The sequence below is a fragment of the Pseudoxanthomonas sp. X-1 genome (assembly GCF_020042665.1).
GTDB lineage: Bacteria > Pseudomonadota > Gammaproteobacteria > Xanthomonadales > Xanthomonadaceae > Pseudoxanthomonas_A > Pseudoxanthomonas_A spadix_A.
Map to the genome: position 1 here is coordinate 3,463,094 of NZ_CP083376.1, position 20,979 is coordinate 3,484,072.

Genomic DNA, 20,979 nt, shown 5'->3' on the forward strand with positions numbered 1-20,979 from the left:
TGTATAGTCCGGCCCACTCGACCACCCGGAGCCGTGCCATGTTGCGACTGTTTGCGGTGCTGCTGTTTGCCTCAGGCGTGTATGCGGCCGCGCCGGCCCATGCCCAGGATTCAGTCACCTGCGAGAGCCAGAACAACCGCTACCGCGAATGCCGGGGCCTGGACGGCCGCGTCCGGCTGGACCGCGCCCTGTCAGACGCGCCCTGCATCGAGGGCCGAACCTGGGGCTCGCGTGGCGGGATGATCTGGGTCGACCGCGGCTGCCGCGGCCGCTTCGTGTCCGTCCGCGGCGGCGGCTGGGGCGACCGCCCGGGCTCGGGCCGGACCGTGCGCTGCGAAAGCACCGACAACCGCACCCGCGAATGCGCCGCCGGCTTCCGCGGCCGCGCCGTGCTGGTGCGCCAGCTGTCCGACAGCCGTTGCGTGGAGGGCCGCAGCTGGGGCCAGCGCGGCGGCAACCTCTGGGTCAGCCAGGGCTGCCGCGGCGAGTTCGCAGAAGGCCGCGGCGGCGGCTGGGGCGGCGGCCCGCCGGACGGCCCGGGCTGGGGCAACGCCAATCCCAACTACACCGTGACCTGCTCCAGCAGCGACAACCGCCGCAGCAGCTGCGGCTGGGACCGCCGCAACGGCCGTCCGGTGATCGTCAAGCAGCTCTCCAGCAGCCCCTGCATCGAAGGCAGGACCTGGGCCTGGCGCGGCGACCAGATCTGGGTCGACGAAGGCTGCCGCGCCCGCTTCGGCGCGCGCTGATCGCCTTCAGGGTCGATCCGGCCGCGCCCGCAAGCGTGGCAGGCATCGCAGAGAGGCCGGGCTGACGCCCGGCCTCTTTTTTGCTCTGCGCCATTCGCCCGAAGGCCTGACCAGCGAAACGGACTTCGCCAAGCAGCCGCGACCGGCCAGACACGGTCTCTCGGCTCGGCGGTGCCTAGAAAGCCGACGCTTGAATGAGAAAGGCCTGACTGCGCCATCGCCGCTGCGGACCGTCCAGGATCGCTCTCTACCCAACCGGCCAGATCGAGGCCAGCTGAGGGAATCAGGACTCCTTCCGATCTTCGACCCGAAGTCCTACGACATCACGCGCGCGGCAGCGGGCCGGCGGGCGGTGGCCGCGCCCAGCGAGGCAGCACGCCGAGCGCCCGAATCAGGGCAGGACGCCCTGATCGAGGGGTAAGCGGCCGCCGCCCGCCGGCCTGCTGCCCACACGAAGCCAGAGCGCGCTCGCCGGGCTCCGACGATCAAGGGAAGAAGCTCTTGCGGCAAAGCAGGCAGGCGATCGATCAATCGCCGCTGGAAGGCGTAGCAGGCTTGGCTTCGCTGGCCGCCGGCTTGGACTCGCTGCTGCTGGACGTGCTGCTGCCCGCCCCCTCGACCAGATTGCGCTTCTTGTCGCCGTCCTTCTTGAAATCGGTCTCGTACCAGCCGCCGCCGGCCAGGCGGAACGCCGGCGCCGTCACCTGGCGCCTGACGGTCTGCGCGCCGCATTGCGGGCAGGTGTCCGGGTCGGGGTCGGAGAGCTTCTGCAGCTTGTCGAAGCTGTGGCCACAGGTGGTGCACTGGTAGGCGTAGATCGGCATGGCGATGACAGGGTTGGCGTTGGCGGATTGCGGGCGCCAACGGTGGGGGCTGGAGGGCGCCGAATCAAGCGGTCCGGTCGGTGCGATCGGCATCCTCGGGCAGCGGACCCGAATCCTGCGCCGGTGGCACGGCCGCGCGCACCCGCTCCTGGTGGAACTCCGAGGCGCCCGGCGCCAGCAGCGTGGCCGCCGCCCCGCCGGCCGCCGGCGCATAGCGCTCCGGCGCGGTTTCCACCGGATCCACGTCGAACGGCGTGCGGAACACCAGCGAGGGCAGCAGCGTGGTCAGCGTCGCATACAGCAACAGCCCGCCGAACAGCGCGTCGGGGATGGCGAAGCGCTCGCGCAGCACCCCGGCCAACACCAGCGTGAAGATCAGCGTCGGCGCCAGCGCCGTGCCGATGCGCAGGCCGGTGCGCAGCGACTCGCCGAAGGTCAGCCTGCGCTGCAGCGCCAGCAGCCCGACCCGCAGCGGCAGCACCACCGCCGTCAGCGCCAGGCCCACGCCCAGCGCGCCCAGGCTCAGCGCGCCGGCGGGCACCTTGGTGCCTGAGTAGAAGAAATAGAACGGCACAAAGAAGCTGGCGAACAGGCGCACCGCGTGCAGGTTGTCGTGCGAGGCCAGCGTCGGCATGCGCTGGCGCAGCAGCCGCGCCACCAGGCCGGTGACGAAGGCGCCGACCAGATCGTGCACGCCGATCAGGTGGGTCACGTAGGCGGCGATCACGCCGACCATCACCAGTAGCGAGAACTCCGCGCCGGGCGAATGCGGCAGCACCCAGCGTCCCAGCGCGATGAACAGCAGCGGCAGGCCGACCAGCATGGCTAACAGGGCCAGCGTGGACCCCAGCATCTCCAGCGGCGGGCTGGCCGACTGCAGCACCACGAACAGCACCGCCAGCGCCAGCAGTTCGCCGGCGATGGCCTTGTTGGTCACCCAGAACTGCTCCTTGGTGTCCAGCCCCAGCCGCCCCAGCGTGTCGATGATGAAGCCGGTGGAAGGCGTCAGCAGGGCCAGCGCCAGCAGCGCGGCCGCCTGCCAGGACAGCCCCGCATAGCGCCAGGCCAGCCACGCCACCGCGGCCAGGCTGGCCGAGCGCGCCAGCAGATGGATCACCAGCTGCTTCCAGCCCTTGCGCAGCGCCTTGGGGTCCACCTCCAGGCCGGCGAACAGGAACAGCGAGGAGATGCCCAGCGAGGCCATCAGCGCCACCACCCCGTCCTCGACCGGCTTGCCGATGACCAGCGCGGCGACCACGCCGAAGGCCAGGCAGGTCAGCGGCGCGGGCAGCTTGAACTGCTGCAGGAACCGCGGAATGACCAGCAGCCCGAAGATCAGCAGCAGATAGATCAGTTCTCGGCTCACGACGGTCCTTTCATGGGGGTTGGACGAACATGCGCAGCATGCTGCAATGCAGCATGCCTGTCCGGGGAGATCCGGCCAAGACAGGACCGGGGCGCCCCCGGCCTGCGGCCAAGCGGCACAGGGCGGATGGGCGGTCGCGCACCTTACGCAACTTTCCCCAAAATAATCAATATGTTATGATGATGAAGGTGACCCGCTTCCCCTTCCCCAGAAGGTCGCGCTGATGCTGCGGCTGTTCACCCTGCTGCTGGGCGTGGCCCTGCTGCTGACCGGCGCCGGGCTGCTCGGCACCCTGCTGGCGGTGCGCGGCGCGCAGGCCGGCTTCGACGACCGCACGCTGGGTCTGGTGATGTCGTGCTACTTCGCCGGGTACTTCTTCGGCACCTTCGTCGGCCCGCCGCTGATCGGCCGCATCGGCCATATCCGCGCCTTCGCCTTCTTCACCGCGCTGGCGGCCATCGCCGTGCTGCTGCACCCGATCTGGGTCGATCCATGGGCCTGGGGCCTGCTGCGCCTGGTCACCGGCGTGGCGCTGGTCGGGCTGTACACCACCATCGAGAGCTGGCTCAACGCCGAGCCCAACCCGGGCACCCGGGCGCGGGTGTTCTCGGTCTACATGATGGTCAACCTGTCGGCGCTGGCCCTGGGGCAGGTGCTGCTGGGCTGGGGCGGCATGGCGATGGCCACGCTGTTCTCGCTGACCGCGATCCTGCTGTGCGCCTCGGTGATGCCGGTGGCGGCCACGCGCCTGCAGCAGCCCGAGGTGCCGCCGATCCAGCGCTTCAGCCTGCGCCGGCTGTACGCGCTGGCGCCGGCGGCCACGGTCGGCGCGGCGCTGTCGGGCCTGGCAATGGGCGGCTTCTGGGGCCTGTCGCCGGTGTACGCCGGCCGCATCGGTCTGGACACGCGCGGCGTGGCGCTGTTCATGCTGGCCGCGATCGCCGGCGGCGCGCTGCTGCAGGTGCCGATCGGCCGCATCAGCGACGGCCGCGACCGCCGCCTGGCGCTGGCGCTGGCTTCGCTGGCCGCCGCCGGCGTGGCCCTGGCGATGCTGCTGCCGGCGGTGCAGGCCGACCGGCGCCTGCTGTTCGGGCTGTTCTTCCTGTTCGGCGGGCTGAGCTTCTCGCTGTACCCCTTCGCGGTGGCGCACATGCTGGACTACCTGCCGCGCGAGCACCTGCTGTCGGGCTGTTCGAGCCTGCTGCTGGTCAACGGCGTCGGCTCGGCCATCGGCCCGGCGTTGGCCGGCGGGGCGATGCAGCGTCTTGGCCCGTCCGCACTGCCGATCTACTTCGCGGTGATGCTGATCGCGCTGGCGGCCTACCTGTTCGCCCGCCTGCGCTTCCACCGCGACCGCACCTTTGCCGCGCCGTTCCGCCCGATGCTGCGCACCACGCCCGCCGCGCTGGAACTGATGCCGGAAACCGAACCCCCTACCCAACCCCAAGAGGACCGTTTTGACTGATCCGACCCAGCCCATCCGCAACACCTCACCCCGCTCCACCCAGGCCCGGCCCGATCCGCGCCTGATCCTGGCCACCGACCTGGACGGCACCTTCCTGGCCGGCAGCGCCGAGCAGCGCCACCGCCTGTACCGCCTGGTCGACCAGCATCCCGAGATCTGCCTGATCTTCATCACCGGGCGCGGCCTGGAAGCGGTGATGCCGCTGCTCACCGACCCCGCGATTCCCCGCCCCGACTATGTGGTGTGCGACGTGGGCGCCACCGTGGTCGACGGCCACACCCTGCAACCCCTGCAGCCGCTGCAGTCGAAGATCGACGGCCGCTGGCCCGGCGAATACACCGTGGCCGACGCGATGCGCGCCTTCCCCGACCTGGTCCGCCAGGACGTGCCACAGGAACGCCGCTGCTCCTATTACTGCGATCCGGCCACGCTGGCGCCGATCCGCGCCGAGCTGGAGGCCGCCGCGCACGCGCTGGGCTGCTCGGTGCTGTACTCGGCCGACCGCTACCTGGACATCCTGCCGCCGGATACCGACAAGGGCCGCACGCTCAAGGCGCTGGCCCGGCAGCTCAAGCTGCCCAGCGAGCGCGTGCTGGTGGCCGGCGACACGCTCAATGATCTGTCGATGTACATGGCCGGCTTCCGCGGCGTGTGCGTGGGCGATTCGGAGGCGGCGCTGATCGAGGCCACCGGCGCGCTGTCCGACGTGCTGCACGCCAAGGCGCCCGGCTGCGGCGGCATCCTGGAGGCCATCGCCCACTTCCGGCTGCTCGACAAGGACGACCCGTGGCTGCCGGTGGCGCGCACCGCGCCGACCGGCAAGGCGCAGCTGCTGATGGTCTACCACCGCCTGCCCTACGAGGAGGTGGTGGAAGACGGCGAGCTGGTGCGCCGCCAGCCCAGATCGCCCAACGGCATCATTCCCTCGCTGCTGGGATTCTTCCAGGGCGGGCAGACCGGCTCGTGGGTGGCCTGGAGCATCGACGATCCCAAGCAGGGCCCGTTCCAGACCCACACCTCGGTCGATGCGCGCTATCCCAACCTCACCGCCGCGCGCGTGCCGCTGAGCAAGACCGAGGTGGACATCTTCTACAAACGCTTCAGCAAGGAAGCCTTCTGGCCGATGCTGCACGTGTTCTGGGAGCGCGCGCGCTTCCGCGAGGACGACTGGAAGGTGTTCCTCAAGGTCAACCGCAAGTTCGCCGAGGCCACCGCGACCGAGGCCGCCGAAGGGGCGACGGTGTGGATCCACGACTACAACCTGTGGATGGTGCCGGCCTACCTGCGCGAGATGCGTTCGGATCTGAAGATCGCCTTCTTCCACCACACCTACTTCCCCTCGGCCGATGTGTTCAACGTGGTGCCGTGGCGGCGCGAGATCATCGGCAGCCTGCTGTCCTGCGATTACGTGGGCTTCCACATCCCGCGCCAGGTGGAGAACTTCGTCGACGTGGTGCGCGGGGTGGCGCCGGTCGAGCGCGTGCGCACCGAGAGCTGCGCGCCGCGCTTCCTCACCTACGGCTGCGCGGTGGGCCTGGACACGATGACCACGCGCCTGCGCGTGGCCGGCCGCGAGGTGGCGCTGGGCGCGCACCCGGTCGGCACCGACCTGCGCCGCATCAACCAGGTGCTGGCCAACCCGGAGGTGCGCAACAACATCTTCAAGCTGCGCCGCGAGATCGGCGCGCGCAAGCTGGTGCTCTCGGTCGAACGCCTGGACTACACCAAGGGCACGCTGGCCAAGCTGGAGGCGTTCGAGCGCCTGCTCGAATCGCATCCGCAGCTGCACAACAAGGTCACGCTGCTGATGATCTGCGTGCCGGCGGCCAAGGAGATGACGGTCTACCGCCAGCTGCAGAACGCGATCGAGCAGGCGGTCGGCCGCATCAATGGCCGCTTCGCGCGGATGGACTGGACGCCGGTGCGCTTCTTCGCCCAGGCCTTCCCGTTCGAGGAGGTGGTGGCGCACTACGCCGCCGCGCAGGTGATGTGGATCACGCCACTGCGCGACGGGCTGAACCTGGTGGCCAAGGAGTTCGTCGCCGCCCAGGGCATCGAGGGCGGCAACGGCGTGCTGGTGCTGAGCGAGTTCGCCGGCGCGGCGGCCGAGTTGAAGGGTGCGGTGCTGACCAATCCGCACGACCAGGCCGACCTGACCGCGGCCCTGTCGCAGGCCCTGCGCATGCCCGAGGACGAGGCCGCCGGCCGCCTGCGCCAGCTCAACGACATCGTCGAGTACTACGACGTGGACCGCTGGGGCCGCGACTTCCTGGCGGCGGTGCGCGACTTCACCCCGGCATCGGCCGAGGTGCACGCGCTGGCGGCGGCGCCGAAGCGGGCCGCCCGCGCCTGACCCGCCACGGCCGGCGCCCTGCCCGGGCGCCGGCCGTTTCCTTAGGGGGCCGGCGCTGTCGGCGCCTGGGCGCAAAGGACCAGGCCACGATGATCGAGGGCGCCGGCGGCGAGCTGAACCGGCTGGACTCGATACCGTTCGCCGTGCCGGCGTTCCTCCCCCGCGGCGTTACGCGTTCAACGCGGGCTGATAGGCGCTCAGACGAACGCGGCCATCGTCACGCGCCAGCTGGCCAGCAGCACCACCAGCACCAGCAGGCCGCCGCGCACGCGCGGGCCGTAGTCCAGCCCGATGCGGTCGAGCTGGCGCAGGCCGACCACCACCAGCGCCAGCAGGCACAGGAAGGCGATGCGCTGGCCGGACAGATAGGCCGTGGGCGAGAAGCCCATCATCCCCAGCGACGCCAGGCCCAGCAGCAGCAGGCCGAGCATGCGCACGGCCTCGCGCCCCTCGCGCCAGAAGCCGCAGGCCGTGGCGATGACCACGCAGCCAACGGTGAACGCCGACCATGCGCTCAGCGCGTACAGCCGCGCATTCCACACCGCCTCGCCATCCAGGCGCAGCGGCAGGGCGTGCTGCAGCGGCTCGCCCGGCACGTGCGGAAGAAACAGCAGCATCTGCAGCAGCGAGATCGCCAGCACGCCCGCCAGCACGGCCTTGAGCCAGCGCGCCAGCGGCGCGCGCCACAGCAGCACCAGGGCCAGCACGGTGACGGTGCCGAACAGATAATTGCGCGGGTCGGTCATGGCACGCTCGATCAACCCTAAGCCGATGCGCAGCTTCTCCAGCACGTCCAGGTCGGCGAAGTTGGGAAAGCGCATGCCGGTCTCCTCGCGGAACCGTTCGACATTGCCCGGCGCGCTGAGCGCGAAGGCCGCGTTGGCGCACAGCAGCACCAGCTGCGCCCAGTCCCAGCCCCGCGCACGGCGCTGCCGCGCGCGCCACGCGCACAGCCCGAGCGTCAGCGGCACCAGGACCAGCGCCAGCTGATCGCAGTACGCCGCCAGTGCCGCGGCCAGACACGCGGCAAGCCGCGCCGGCCAGCGATGCGGGCCCTCCTCGACCAACGGCACCAGACTCCACACGCCCAGCGCCACCGGCCACAGATAGTTGAGCGAGCCGGTCAGCCACCAGCACGCCTCGTAGATCGCCTGCGGCGTCATCAGCATCACCAGCGCGAACACTACCCCCGTCGCGCCCGGCCACGACCAGCGCGTGCCGGGCCGCGCCAGCCGCGCCAGGCCCACGCAGAGCAGCGCCATCACCACCGCGTTGCAGGCGCGCCACAGCCCGGGCGCATGGACGATGGTCACCAGCAGCGCCTCGATCGGCAGCCGCCCGGTCCAGGTGTGGTAGCGGTGCACCAGGTAGTCGCGCAGCGTGTAGGTGTCCAGCATGCCGGCGAAGTAGCTGTCGTCGGCCACCCGTGCCGAGCTGATGCCGAAGGCGTGGATCGAGACGATGGACGCCAGCATCCAGGCCACGCCCAGCCATGCCCAGCGCAAGTGCAGACGGGGCGTGCTCACGGCGACAGCCCCGCGCAGTCCAGCGGCAGCAGCGCGTGGCGATCGCCGGCGCGCCAGTCCAGCAACAGCCGCGCGCCCTGCAGCGGAACCCCGGCCACGCGCAGGTTCAGCGAGGCACCGAAGCCGGGGGCGTAGTACGTCCGCTTCTCGCCGGTGCGCGCCTTCAGCAACGGGGCCAGCTGTGGCCGTGCCTGCCAGGCGGTGTCCAGCGCGCGCAGGCGGCCATCGGCCAGGCGCAGCACCACGCGGTTGCCGCCGATCGGCCAGCCATGGCCCTTGCGGATGGCCCAGCCCTGCACCCGCAGATGCTCGTCATCGACCACGCAGCGCTCGGTCGCGTACAGGAACGCTCCCGGGGCCGGCGTCGCCACCGCGGCCCCGGCCACCACGGGCGCGGCGTTGTCGCGCCGGAACAGCAGCGCATAGAACGCGGCGAATCCCAGCGCACAGGCCACCAGCCCGATCCCCGCCCAGCGCGACAGCGCGCGCCCCTGCTCCACCGCCGCCATGCCGTCGTGCCCGCTGCCCGTGCCAGATGCCCGGCTACAATGGTCGCATGTCCCTCCTGCAACTTTCCCGCGTCGACTACAGCGTCGGCGGCCCGCTGCTGCTCGAACAGGTCGAGCTGTCCATCGAACCCCACGAGCGCGTGTGCATCGTCGGCCGCAACGGCGCCGGCAAGTCCACGCTGATGAAGCTGATCGCCGGCGAGCTGCAGGCCGACGACGGCGAGGTGCGCCTGCAGTCGGGCACCGTGGTCGCGCGCATGGCCCAGGAAGTGCCGCCGGACACCGCCGGCAGCATCTTCGATGTGGTCGCCCAGGGCCTGGGCGCGCTTGGCCGGATGCTGGCCGACTACCACCACGCCGTGCACGAGGGCGACATGGACGCGATGGGCCGCGCCCAGGCGCAGATCGAGGCCCACAACGCCTGGGACCTGGACCGCCGCGTGCAGGCCACGCTGGACCGGCTGGAGCTGGACGGCGAAGCGGACTTCGCCGGCCTGTCCGGCGGCATGAAGCGGCGCGTGCTGCTGGCCCAGGCGCTGGTGCGCCAGCCGGACATCCTGCTGCTGGACGAGCCGACCAACCACCTGGACATCGAGGCCATCGACTGGCTGGAAGGCTTCCTCAAGTCGTTCGAGGGCAGCCTGATCTTCATCACCCACGATCGCAGCTTCCTGCGCAACCTGGCCACGCGCATCGTCGAGATCGACCGCGGCCAGGTCACCAGCTGGCCGGGCGACTACGACAACTACCTGCGCCGCCGCGAGGAGCGCCTGCGCGCGCAGGCGCAGGAGAACGCCCGCTTCGACAAGCTGCTGGCCCAGGAGGAAGTCTGGATCCGCCAGGGCATCAAGGCCCGCCGCACCCGCAACGAGGGTCGCGTGACCGCGCTCAAGGCCATGCGCCGCGAACGCGCCGCGCGCCGCGAGCTGCAGGGCAACGTGCGCATGGAGACCTCCAACGCGCAGGCCTCGGGCAAGAAGGTCATCAGCGCCGAACACATCACCCAGGCCTACGCCGGGCGCACGCTGCTGGACGATGTCGCGGTGACGATTATGCGCGGCGACCGGGTCGGCATCATCGGCCCCAACGGCTCGGGCAAGTCGACGCTGCTGAAGATCCTGCTGGGCGAACTGGCGCCGCAGCAGGGCTCGGTCGAGCTGGGCACCAACCTGCAGATCGCCTACTTCGACCAGCACCGCAGCCAGCTGGACGAATCGCGCAACGCGCTGGAGAACGTCGCCCAGGGCACCGACTTCGTCGAGATCAACGGCAGCCGCAAGCACATCATCGGCTACCTGCAGGACTTCCTGTTCTCGCCCGAACGCGCGCGCGCGCCGATCACGCGCCTGTCCGGCGGCGAGCGCAACCGCCTGCTGCTGGCCAAGCTGTTCGCCCAGCCCTCCAACCTGCTGGTGATGGACGAACCGACCAACGACCTGGACGTGGAGACGCTGGAGCTGCTGGAAGAACTGCTGGCCGAGTACAAGGGCACGCTGCTGCTGGTCAGCCACGACCGCGACTTCATCGACAACGTGGTCACCAGCACGCTGGTGCTGGAAGGCGAGGGCCGCGTCGGTGACTACGTCGGCGGCTACAACGACTGGCTGCGCCAGCGCCCACGCGGCCGTGCCGGCTTCGACAGCCAGGCCCGGCAGACCGACCGCACCGTCACCGAGCAGGTGGTCGCGGCCAACGCCGCGGCCGCGTCGGCCACGCCCGCCGCGGCACCGAAGAAGAAACTCGGTTTCAAGGAGCAGCGCGAACTGGAACAGCTGCCGGCCCGCATCGAGCAGCTGGAAGCCGACATCGAGGCGCGCACCGCGGCGATGTCCGGCCCGGCCTTCTTCCAGCAGGACAGCGCGACCATCGTGGCCGAGAACGAGGCCCTGGCCAGCCTGCAGGCCGAGCTGGAGCGCGCCTACGCCCGCTGGAGCGAACTGGACGGCTGAGCGGCGGCGCCGCCACGGCCAGGGATCCCGGAGTCGCGGCGCCTCACTTCGGGGCGTCCGCCTCCAGCGCCATCTGCGCATGCAGGATCCGGCGGATCTCGAGGATGGCCTGCGCGGTCTCCTGCACGCTATGCCCGGAGGTGATCACCTGCTCGGATTCGGCCCCGGCCAGGTGGGCGCTGCGATAGGGCACCAGCCCATCGTCCGAATCGGCCAGCGCGAGCGCCGGGTCGCGGCGGGCGATGATGGTGTTGTAGCGCACCTGCGGCGAGATCGGCAGATCGGCCGCGGCGCGCACGAAGGGGTCCGTATCGCGCAGGTTGTCGATGCTGTTGGGCAGTACGGCCTTGTGCGGCTTGCCCTGCGCATCCTGATCGGCCAGGTCCTGCATCACCTCACCGAACCGGTTCAACAGCGTCGCGGGCAGCCGCACCAGGCGACCGACCAGCCGCGCCAGGCGACCATCCGCCATCGGCGTTCCGCGCTGCGGGGCGGCGATGAAGATCGCGCGGTCGACCTCGGGCAGCGGCTGGAACTGCAGCATCGGCTGCAGCCGTTCGCGCACGCGCCGGCCGCGGTCGCCCTCGAGCTTGCGGTCGGCCAACAGCGCGTTCCACAGCGTGTCGCCGGACGAGGAGACCAGCAGGCGCGCCAGCACTCCGCCCATGCTGTGGCCGATCACCACCATCTGCGAGGAGACCGGCGCCTGTCTGGCCGGATCGAAATGGTCCAGGGTCTGCTCGACCAGGGCCTGGATCTGCTGCCGGTTCCAGGCGATCGGCATGTTGGTCGGGTAATAGACCTGCCAGATCTGGTAATGCTGGCGCAGCGCCTCGTCGCCCATGATTTCATTGGCCAGGTTGACCCAGGCCTCCGGGCTGGAGGCCAGCCCGTGCAACATCAGGATGATGCGCCGCTGCGGGTCGAACGGCTGCATCAGGTACAGATGCGGCCGGTCGAGGCCATCGCCGCGACCGAGCATCGAGCGCAGCGATTGCCGCGCGAATCCGGAGTGCGCCAGCCACAGGCCATAGGCCGCGGTGAAGTTGCCGGCCAGCGGCACGCGCTGGCCGTGCAGCTCGATCGCGTTCTGCCGATACGGGTCGTACGGCACGATCGCCACCTGATGCCCCTGCAGCACCTGCGCCAGGGTCTGGCCCTCGAAGCGCATCAGCACGGTGGCCGGCGCATACGGCATCTCACTGAAGTCGTGGGACGGGCCCTGCCCCTGGCCGCTCGCCGCGCCAGCGCCCGCCGTCAGATCGCCGACGTCGGTCCGTGACACCTCGGCCACCAGTTCGGCGCCGAATCCGTCGCGGCGATAGGTGCTGCGCACGCCATCGAAGTGCAGGGTCGCGGCCTGGGTCAGGCTCGCCGGCCGGGTCGCGTCGCCCGGCAGGCGGAATCCTTCCATCTCCGTGCGCAACCGCCAGTCGCCGATCGCCAGCACGTCGGTGCCCAGTCCGGTCGTGGGATCGGTCTGCGCGGTCCAGCGCGCGTACATCGCCTCGCTGACCCGCGCCACCGCATAGTTGTAGTAGTCACGGACCTGGGTCTGGCGGTTCTCGAAAGCGCGCTCGCCGGGCGTGCGACCGGTGAAGAACAGATAGGCGTAGGCGCGCCGGGCCGCCTCCAGCCATGCGCCGATCGCCGCATCCTCCAGCGGCTGGCGCTTGCTGGCCGCGATGGCCTTCGCGCTCCAGAGCTCGGCCTGGGTCGCCAGGCGACGTTCGTCGCCCAGCCCGTCGATGCCGTCGAGCTGCGTCGAGCAGGCGGTCACGTCCGCCAGGCAGGCCTTGGGCGCGATGCCGGCGACCTGCAGCGACTCTTGGCTCGCCTCGCTGAGGCGATCGGTGCTGAGGATGTCGCCGCGCGTCTGCGCCAGATAGTCCTCGGGACCGCGCGTCTGCACCTTGACCATCGCGCAGCCGGACAACAGTGCCAGCAGCAGCGGAAGCAGGAGCCGCCAGCGGGCATTCATGGCGCTGTTCCTTTGCCCGGCATGCCGGCCCGGATGCGGCCGGAGAAATCCGCGGCGTCGCCCGCCGCGCGCGCACGCGTGGTGATGTGGCCCAGCCGCTTCAGCGTGGCGAAGTCGTAGCCAGGCAGCAGGCCATGCTGGTCGTAGACGTACTCCGCCAGATAGCCGGACAGCAGCAGGCGCCAGTCCAGCGGCAGCCCGGCATCGATCGACCGCGCCAGATGGAACACGATGGTGGTGCAGTTGCTGGTGAGCGTGTTGTAGAAGCGCGGCGCACGATCCAGTTCCTGCGCGGTGCGCACATAGCCCAGGAACAGGCGCCGCAGTGCGTCCGGAGGAACCGCCAGCCGATACAGATACATGTCCTCGCCGCGCACGTTGGTGCGCACGCGCAGGATGTCGCGCTCGTCGGCGGCGACCAGGGTCTGCTCGAACTTGCGGAAGAAGCCGCCCAGCGCCGAGAACGATTCGCCGCGCTGCTTGCGGATCTCCAGCGAGAAGACCACCCGCGACCCATCGTCGAAGCCGAAGGACACCAGCGTGTGCGCGATGGCCGGGCCCATCCAGTACGACAGCGCCAGATCGGCGCTGACCAGATGGTCCAGGTCGTACTCACGCGTCTCCCACCGCGGGGTGTAGTCGTCGTCGCTGCGCCAGTCGAAGTCGCGCACGTTGCGCAGGATCACCCGATGGCCATGCACCTGCGCCTGCAGGCGCCGGGCGACATCGTCGGCCCAGTCCCGATCCTGACGCGGCTGCAGCGCGCACCACCAGGCAAGCAGCGCGACGAAGGCGAGCGCGAACGCGCCGAACGCACGCCATCGCCGCGGGCGCCGCCACAGGCTCCACAGCGCCAGCGCCGCCGCGCCGAGCCAGACCGCGATAACCGTCCAGCGCAGTGGCGGCGCGAGATCGAACAGGAAATGGATCGCCAGCGCGCCCCACGCGGCCGCGACGACAACAAGCACCCGCAACGCCCAACGCCCGGCCCATCGCAGCAGCCGCGCCATCAGCGCCGTCCTCCGCCCGCGGCGACCGGCGCACGCAAGGCCTGCAGCAGCAGGTCGGCCGAGCGGCGCGCCAGCCGCTTGCGTTCGGCCTCGTCGCGGCCGCGCAGGCAACTCCCGAGCATGTCCACCACCAGCATCAGTTGCTCCTCGTCCACGTCGGGCCGGTAGCGTGCGGCCGCGATCCCCCGCTGCAGCAGCGGCATGAAGATCTCCGGCACCCGGCGCTCCCCGCGCGACATGGCCGCGTCGCTGCGCGCCATCGCCCGCCAGAAGTCCACCAACGGTGCGCACACCGCGACGTGTTCGGCGGCATCGTGCAGCAGCACCCCGAAGGCGTCGTCGCGGTCCGCCAGATCGTGGGCGCGGCGTTCCAGCGCGTCGAAGGCACGGTCCAGCAGCGCCATTAGCAGCGCCACTCGATCGGGGAAGTTGCGGTAGAGCGTGGCGCGACCGAGACCGGCGCGCTCCACCACCAGTTCAAGCGGGGCGTTGACGCCGTGCTCGCAGAACACTTCGTCGGCGGCATCGAGGATCTGCCTGCGGCGCAGCGCGGCATCGGAGCTTCTGGGGGCCATAAGCGCATTATCGGACATTTTTGTCCGATTTCATCTGCCCCGCGCTGGACGCTCACGTCAGGGCTGCGCGCATCCCGCCGCGACGACACCTCGGCCCCTCCCTTGCCGGAACCTCAACACCGCTGCCACTAGACTCCGGGATCCATTTCCACCGCAATCGGATGCACGCCCATGTCCAACGTCCCCTCCCTTGAAATGCTCGATGGCCGCACGATTCCGCAGTTCGGCCTGGGCGTGTGGCAGACGCCGGCCGACGAGACCGCGAACGTGGTCAGCGAGGCCTTCCGGCTGGGCTACCGGCATATCGACACCGCTGCGATCTACAAGAACGAAGAAGGCGTCGGCCAGGCCATCGCCACCTCGGGCCTGCCGCGCGACGAACTGTTCATCACCACCAAGCTGTGGAACGAGGACCAGGGCTACGACAGTGCGCTCAAGGCGCTGGACACCAGCCTGGAGAAGCTGCAGCTGGACTATGTCGACCTGTACCTGATCCATTGGCCCTGCCCGGCCAAGGGCAAGTTCATCGACAGCTGGAAGGCGCTGATCGCCGCGCGCGACGCCGGCAAGGTCAAGTCCATCGGCGTATCCAACTTCCGCGTCGAGGACATCGAGCACATCGCCGCCGCGACCGGCGTGCTGCCGGTGGTCAACCAGATCGAGCTGCATCCGCTGCTGCAGCAGAAGTCGCTGCGCGACTACGGCCAGACCCATGGCATCCTGACCGAGGCCTGGAGCCCGCTGGCCCAGGGCGGCGAGCTGCTCGACAACCCCATCCTCAAGGACATCGCCGCGCGCCATGGCAAGACCGCTGCGCAGGTGATCCTGCGCTGGCACATCCAGCGGGGCAACATCGTGTTCCCCAAGTCGGCCACCCCGGCGCGGATCAAGGAGAACATCGACGTGTTCGACTTCAAGCTCGGCCTGGACGACATGGCCGCCATCGCCAGCCTGGATGCCGGCAAGCGGCGCGGGCCGGATCCGGCGGAGCTCAACTGAGGCGAAGGATCGGCGGGATGACTCCCGCCGATTCTTTAACTGCCTCGGATCTTCATGCTCATTGAATGACAGACAGCCCTTTGGGAGCCGCCCTTGTGGCCTTTTCGGCCAATGGCGGCGATGGGCCCTGCCGGTAACGCCTCATCGCCGCCATGGCGGCTCCCAAGAGGCCGTCCCGCGGCCTGGACGGACGTCCATGAATCGCCGCGTTCGCGGGGATGACGAACCGCGCGCGGCCTGCGCGGCTCAGCCGGTGTTCTGCAAGCCCTGCGAAACACCGTTGACGCTGGCCACCAGGGCGCGCAGCAGGGCGTCGTCCTCGCGCCCGGCGGCGCGCCAGCGCTTGAGCAGGTCCACCTGCAGCAGGCTCATCGGATCGACGTAGGGGTTGCGCAGGCGGATGGACAGGTCCAGGCGCTGGTCGTGCTGGAGCAGGCTGGTATTGCCGGTCAGCCGCAGCAGCCAGTGGCGCGTGCGTTCGTGCTCGGCCTGAATGCGCGGGAAGAACTGCGCGTGCAGGTCGCCGGAGAGCTGCGAGAACAGCGCCGCGATATCCAGGTCGCCCTTGGCCAGCACCATGGCGATGTCGTCCAGGAAGGTGCGCACGAACGGCCAGTCGCGTCCCATCTCGCGCACCGCCTCCTCGCCGAACTGCTCCACCGCCGCGGCCAGGCCGCTGCCCACGCCGTACCAGCCGGGGATGGTGGCGCGCGCCTGGCTCCAGGCGAACACCCAGGGGATCGCGCGCAGATTGCTCAGCGCCGCGTCCTGGCCCAGCCGGCGCGAGGGACGCGAGCCCAGGGTCATGCGCTCGATCACGTCGATCGGCGTGGCGGTGCGGAAATAATCCATGAAGCCCTGGGCGCCGACGAAGTCGCGGTAAGCCTCGGTGCTGGCGCGCGCGACGGTGTCCATGAGCGTGCGCCAGTGCGCCTCGCGCGGCTCGGGCGGACGCGGGCGGATGCTCGACACCAGCACCGCGCCCAGCGACTGCTCCAGCGAGCGCAGCGCCAGCGCGCGGATGCCGTACTTGCGGTGGATCACCTCGCCCTGCTCGGTCACGCGCAGGCGGCCATCGACGCTGCCGCGCGGCGAGGCATCGACCGCGCGTGTGGTTTTGCCGCCGCCGCGGCTGATCGAACCGCCGCGACCGTGGAAGAAGGTCAGCTTGATGCCCAGCTCGTGCGCGGCTTCGAGCAGTTCGACCTGGCCGCGCTGCAGCCCCCAGCGCGAGGCCGCGGTACCGCCGTCCTTGCCGCTGTCCGAATAGCCCAGCATCACCATCTGCGTATCGCCGCGTGCCGCCAGGTGCTGGCGGTAGACCGGGTCGGCGACCAGGTCGCGCAGCACCTCCGGCCCATGGCGCAGATCGTCCACGGTCTCGAACAGCGGCGCGATGTCCAGCGGCACCTGGCCGCTCTCGTCCACCAGCCCGCCGCGGCGGGCCAGGGCCAGCACGGTCAGCACGTCGGCGCGGCTGTGCGCCATCGAGATGATGTAGGCGCCCAGCGCATCGGCGCCGTGCAGCCGGCGCGCCTCGCCCAGCGCGGCGAAGACGGCGTCCAGGCGTGGGTTGCCCTCCTCCTCGCTGGCCGGCAGGGCCTCGGTGCCGGCGGCATACGGCCCCAGCAGCGCGGCGCGGGCGGCCGCGTCCAACGCGTCCCAGTCGCCCTGGCCCAGCGCGGCGGCGACCGCGCGGCCGTGCACGCTGGATTCCTGGCGCACGTCCAGTCGCGCCAGATGGAAGCCGAAGGTGCGCACGCGCCACTGCAGGCGGCGCACCGCGAACCAGCCCGCGTGCAGGCCCCGGTGCGCCGCCAGGCTGTCCAGGATCAGCTGGATGTCGGCGGCGAACTCCTCCGGCGCGGCATACGCGCCGGGCGCATCGTCCAGCGTCGCCCGCAGCCGCGCGCGCATCAGGTCGTTGAGCAGGCGATAGGGCATGTCGCCATGGCGCGGACGCGAGCGCGCCGCGGCCTGCGGCAGCTGCGCCTGGTACTGCGCCAGCCGCGCGAGCAGGGCCTCGCTCACCGGCACCAGCGTGGTCGACTGGCTCAGCAGGCTGGCCAGCTGCCACAGCTCCTTCAGATAGCGCTCCAGCACCACTGCGCGCTGGGCGCGCAGGGTGTCGGCGATGGTGGTGGCATCGACGTTGGGATTGCCGTCCATGTCCCCGCCGACCCAGGTACCGAAACGCAGCACGCGCGGCAGGTCCGGCGCGCTGCCGTAGACCTCGGTGAAGGCATGCTCAAGCGATTCGTAGAACACCGGCACCACGCGGTACAGCACCTGGGTCAGGTAGAAGCCCACGTGCTCGCGCTCGTCGGCCACCGTCGGCCGCACCGGCGAGGAATCGGCGGTCTGCCAGGCCGCGGTCAGCGCCATGCGGAAACGCGCCGCCTCGCTGGCCGCCTCGCCCGGCGTCTGCGCGCCGTCCAGGCCGGCCACCAGCGCGGCCACCATCAGCTGTTCCTTCTCCAGCAACGCGCGGCGCACCGCTTCGGTCGGATGGGCGGTGAACACCGGCTCCAGGTCCAGCCGCGCCAGCCAGGCGGTGGCCTCTTCCAGGCTCACGCCCTGCGCCTTGAGCCTGAGCAGGCTGGCGTGCAGCCCTTCCGGCTGCGGCGCGTCGCCCTGGCGCTGGTAGTCGCGGCGGCGGCGGATGCGGTGCACCCGCTCGGCGATGTTGACCACCTGGAAGTAGGCGCTGAAGGCACGGATCAGTGCCTCGGCCTCCTCGGCGGACATGCCGGCCAGGGCCGCGGCCAGGCCTTCGGTGTCCTCGCCCTTCTGGCGGCGGGCGATGGCGAAGGTCCGGATGCGCTCGACCTGGGCGAGGAATTCGTCGGACACCTGCTCGGCCAGCATGTCGCCGACCAGCGCGCCGAGCCGTCGCACATCGTCGCGCAGCGGCAGGTCCGGCGCGGCGAACTCGGAGATCGCAGACGATGCCGACAAGGTTGCAGATGAATTCATCGCGGTCGCGCCAGATGCCAAGCGTGGAGGGGACGCCAAGCCTACTGCAAAGGCGGGCGCGTTCATCGCCGTCCGCGCGCGCGGCGATATACTGCGCACTTCGCCGAGGGGCGCTGCGACCCAGGCCGTGCAAGAGCACGCGCCACGGGCCAGGCTCGGTGATCCACCTGTGCAACGGCGCCCGGCAACCGCGAGCTTTCCACGCCCGCCCTTGACCGGAGCAACACCATGAATGCGCAACTGAAGACCTTCTCGACCGAAGGCGACTACAAGGTCGCCGACATCTCCCTGGCCGACTGGGGCCGCAAGGAACTGGACATCGCCGAGCACGAGATGCCGGGCCTGATGTCGATCCGCCGCAAATATCAGGCCACCGCGCCGCTCAAGGGCGTGCGCGTGACCGGTTCGCTGCACATGACCATCCAGACGGCGGTGCTGATCGAGACGCTCAAGGACATCGGCGCCGACGTGCGCTGGGCCTCGTGCAACATCTTCTCGACCCAGGACCACGCCGCCGCCGCGATCGCCGCGACCGGCACGCCGGTGTTCGCCTGGAAGGGCGAGACGCTGGAGGAATACTGGGACTGCACGCTGGACGCGCTGACCTTCACCCTGCCCGACGGCACCCTGACAGGCCCGGAGCTGGTGGTGGACGACGGCGGCGACGTGACGCTGCTGATCCACAAGGGTTACGAGCTGGAGAACGGCAGCAAGTGGGTCGACGAGCCGGCCTCCTCGCACGAGGAGCAGGTGATCAAGAACCTGCTCAAGCGCGTGGCCAGCGAGCGCCCGGGCTACTGGACGCGCGTGGTCGCCGACTGGAAGGGCGTGTCCGAAGAGACCACCACCGGCGTGCACCGCCTCTACCAGATCGCCGAGGCCGGCAAGCTGCTGGTGCCGGCGATCAACGTCAACGACTCGGTCACCAAGTCCAAGTTCGACAACCTCTACGGCTGTCGCGAATCGCTGGCCGATGGCCTCAAGCGCGCCATGGACGTCATGCTGGCCGGCAAGGTCGCCGTGGTCTGCGGCTACGGCGATGTGGGCAAGGGCTCGGCGCATTCGCTGCGCGCCTACGGCGCCCGCGTGATCGTCACCGAGATCGATCCGATCTGCGCCCTGCAGGCGGCGATGGAAGGCTTCGAGGTCAACACCGTCGAAGACACCCTGGGCCAGGCCGACATCTACGTCACCACCACCGGCAACAAGGACATCATCACCCTCGAGCACATGAAGGCCATGAAGGACCAGGCCATCGTGTGCAACATCGGCCACTTCGACAACGAGATCCAGGTCGATGCGCTGTACGCCTCGGGCGCGGTGAAGACCAACATCAAGCCGCAGGTGGACAAGTTCACCTTCGCCAACGGCAACAGCATCTTCCTGCTGGCCGAAGGCCGCCTGGTCAACCTGGGCTGCGCCACCGGCCACCCGAGCTTCGTGATGTCCAACAGCTTCGCCAACCAGACCCTGGCGCAGATCGACCTGTGGGCCAACAAGGACGTGTACGAGAAGACCGTCTACCGCCTGCCCAAGCAGCTGGACGAGGAAGTCGCGCGCCTGCACCTGGACAAGATCGGCGTGAAGCTGACCAAGCTCACCACGCAGCAGGCCGACTACCTCGGCGTGCCGGTGGAAGGCCCGTACAAGCCGGATCACTACCGCTACTGATCGACGCAGCGGTCGTCGCGTGATCACGAACGGGCGCCGCGAGGCGCCCGTTCGCATTTGGCGGCTGGGCAGCGCGCTCGCCCGACCCGGGTCGCCTGTAGCACGCCTGTGCTACATTGCCGCAAGGTCACCGCCGGAAGCCCTCCCATGAGCACCACGACCATCCGCCTGCCGGACGCGCTCAAGGCCCGCATCGCGAAAGCCGCCGAAGCCGCGGGCACCACGTCGCACAACTTCATCCTGGAAGCCATCGCCGAGAAGACCGAGCAGGCCGAGCGGCGCGCCGACTTCCTGGCGGAGGCAGATCAGCGCTGGGCCGAGTTCCTGGAAACGGGTGAAAGCATTCCCTGGGAGGAGATGCGCCGCTATCTGATGGGCCGAATCCAAGGCAAGGACATGCCGCGTCCGGTCGCCCGCAAACTCGCGAAATGACATGGCGCACGTGGAGTTCCTGCCCCGCGTGTACCAGGACCTGCAGCGCATCGTCAGCCATCTGGAACAGCACGAGGTCGAGCACGTCCCGGACCGCCTGGGCGAGCTTGTCAGTGCGTTCGACGTGCTCACGGACAACCCCTTGATCGGCCGCCCCATCCACGGGGATTTGAGGGAGCTGGTGATCGGGCGCAGCGCCCGTGGCTACGTCGCGCTGTACCAGTACGCAGCCGCCTTGGAGACCGTGTTCGTCCTCGGAGTTCGCGCACAGCGCGAATCGGGTTACCCAAGCGATGCGTGAAACCGGGTCTGACGAACGCCGCTTTCATCGCGTCGCGCAACCTAGGCCTCGACATGGCGGAGTGCACACAGGTCCACGACTGGATTCTCTGCCCTGGCCGGCGAACGAACCAGAACTCTCTTCGACCCGAAGCCATAGGACTTAACGCGCGAAGCAGCGGTCCGGCGGGCGGTGGCCGCGACGAGCGAGGCAGGATGCCGAGCGCCCGAATCAGGGCAGGATGCCCTGATTGAGGGAAAAGCGGCCACCGCCCGCCGGACCGCTGCCCTTCCGAAGTGAACCGCAACACGCAC

Annotated in this window: 16 protein-coding genes and 1 riboswitch; of the genes, 8 read left to right on the forward strand and 8 right to left on the reverse strand. The window is 70.0% G+C overall.

All coding sequences use genetic code 11. The annotated features are described in order from the left end of the window. Positions 1-38: 38 nt before the first annotated feature. A complete protein-coding gene (locus tag LAJ50_RS15650) occupies positions 39-749 on the forward strand; it encodes a DUF3011 domain-containing protein (RefSeq protein WP_130550036.1) in 711 nt (236 codons plus the stop codon). A 527-nt stretch (positions 750-1,276) separates the two neighbouring features. Here the strand turns inward: LAJ50_RS15650 and LAJ50_RS15655 are convergent. Next, positions 1,277-1,573: a zinc ribbon domain-containing protein gene (locus tag LAJ50_RS15655; protein ID WP_138651303.1), complete on the reverse strand. Its 297-nt coding sequence runs from the start codon at positions 1,571-1,573 to the stop codon at positions 1,277-1,279. Positions 1,574-1,637: 64 nt separating this feature from the next. Next, positions 1,638-2,939, reverse strand: a complete 1,302-nt coding sequence (locus LAJ50_RS15660) for a cation:proton antiporter (protein ID WP_138651302.1) — start codon at positions 2,937-2,939, stop codon at positions 1,638-1,640. A 223-nt stretch (positions 2,940-3,162) separates the two neighbouring features. On the opposite strand from LAJ50_RS15660, the gene LAJ50_RS15665 reads away from it, so the two are divergent. Then, entirely contained in the window at positions 3,163-4,404 is a 1,242-nt protein-coding gene (locus LAJ50_RS15665) for an MFS transporter (RefSeq protein ID WP_130550039.1), read from the forward strand. 61 nt (positions 4,405-4,465) lie between these two features. Further along, positions 4,466-6,757, forward strand: coding sequence for a glucosylglycerol-phosphate synthase (ggpS, locus tag LAJ50_RS15670; protein WP_130550348.1), 2,292 nt, complete (start codon positions 4,466-4,468; stop codon positions 6,755-6,757). Positions 6,758-6,954: 197 nt separating this feature from the next. Here ggpS and LAJ50_RS15675 read toward each other — a convergent pair whose 3' ends face one another. Beyond that, entirely contained in the window at positions 6,955-8,283 is a 1,329-nt protein-coding gene (locus LAJ50_RS15675) for a DUF6056 family protein (protein ID WP_138651301.1), read from the reverse strand. After that, positions 8,280-8,792 carry a hypothetical protein gene (locus LAJ50_RS15680; RefSeq protein ID WP_130550041.1) on the reverse strand — a complete coding sequence of 171 codons (513 nt, stop codon included), beginning with the start codon at positions 8,790-8,792 and terminating at the stop codon, positions 8,280-8,282. The genes LAJ50_RS15675 and LAJ50_RS15680 overlap by 4 nt, the downstream gene beginning before the upstream one ends. A 47-nt stretch (positions 8,793-8,839) precedes the next feature. Between LAJ50_RS15680 and LAJ50_RS15685 the strand changes: the two genes are divergently transcribed. Then, on the forward strand, positions 8,840-10,741 hold the full coding sequence (locus LAJ50_RS15685; RefSeq protein WP_138651300.1) for an ATP-binding cassette domain-containing protein: 1,902 nt from the start codon (positions 8,840-8,842) through the stop codon (positions 10,739-10,741). Positions 10,742-10,784: 43 nt separating this feature from the next. Here the strand turns inward: LAJ50_RS15685 and LAJ50_RS15690 are convergent, their stop codons facing one another. The 3 genes from LAJ50_RS15690 to LAJ50_RS15700 are packed head-to-tail and all read right to left on the reverse strand — an operon-like array spanning position 10,785 to position 14,307. Further along, positions 10,785-12,722, reverse strand: coding sequence for an alpha/beta fold hydrolase (locus LAJ50_RS15690; RefSeq protein WP_138651299.1), 1,938 nt, complete (start codon positions 12,720-12,722; stop codon positions 10,785-10,787). Further along, positions 12,719-13,732, reverse strand: a complete 1,014-nt coding sequence (locus LAJ50_RS15695; RefSeq protein WP_138651298.1) for a DUF4105 domain-containing protein — start codon at positions 13,730-13,732, stop codon at positions 12,719-12,721. The genes LAJ50_RS15690 and LAJ50_RS15695 overlap by 4 nt, the downstream gene beginning before the upstream one ends. After that, entirely contained in the window at positions 13,732-14,307 is a 576-nt protein-coding gene (locus tag LAJ50_RS15700) for a TetR/AcrR family transcriptional regulator (protein ID WP_205961500.1), read from the reverse strand. Before LAJ50_RS15700 ends, LAJ50_RS15695 begins: the two co-directional genes overlap by 1 nt. A gap of 171 nt (positions 14,308-14,478) precedes the next feature. Between LAJ50_RS15700 and LAJ50_RS15705 the strand changes: the two genes are divergently transcribed. Then, positions 14,479-15,306: an aldo/keto reductase gene (locus LAJ50_RS15705; RefSeq protein WP_138651296.1), complete on the forward strand. Its 828-nt coding sequence runs from the start codon at positions 14,479-14,481 to the stop codon at positions 15,304-15,306. A gap of 246 nt (positions 15,307-15,552) precedes the next feature. Here LAJ50_RS15705 and ppc read toward each other — a convergent pair whose 3' ends face one another. After that, positions 15,553-18,282, reverse strand: a complete 2,730-nt coding sequence (ppc, locus tag LAJ50_RS15710) for a phosphoenolpyruvate carboxylase (protein WP_138651295.1) — start codon at positions 18,280-18,282, stop codon at positions 15,553-15,555. A gap of 99 nt (positions 18,283-18,381) precedes the next feature. After that, a riboswitch (S-adenosyl-L-homocysteine riboswitch) is annotated at positions 18,382-18,472 on the forward strand. Between the two features lie 38 nt (positions 18,473-18,510). Between ppc and ahcY the strand changes: the two genes are divergently transcribed. The 3 genes from ahcY to LAJ50_RS15725 all read left to right on the forward strand — a co-directional run bounded on the left by ahcY (position 18,511) and on the right by LAJ50_RS15725 (position 20,686). Then, positions 18,511-19,953 carry an adenosylhomocysteinase gene (gene ahcY / locus LAJ50_RS15715; protein ID WP_138651294.1) on the forward strand — a complete coding sequence of 481 codons (1,443 nt, stop codon included), beginning with the start codon at positions 18,511-18,513 and terminating at the stop codon, positions 19,951-19,953. 147 nt (positions 19,954-20,100) lie between these two features. Continuing rightward, entirely contained in the window at positions 20,101-20,385 is a 285-nt protein-coding gene (locus LAJ50_RS15720; RefSeq protein WP_130550048.1) for a DUF1778 domain-containing protein, read from the forward strand. Position 20,386: 1 nt separating this feature from the next. Next, positions 20,387-20,686, forward strand: coding sequence for a type II toxin-antitoxin system RelE/ParE family toxin (locus tag LAJ50_RS15725; protein WP_138651293.1), 300 nt, complete (start codon positions 20,387-20,389; stop codon positions 20,684-20,686). Positions 20,687-20,979 lie beyond the last annotated feature (293 nt).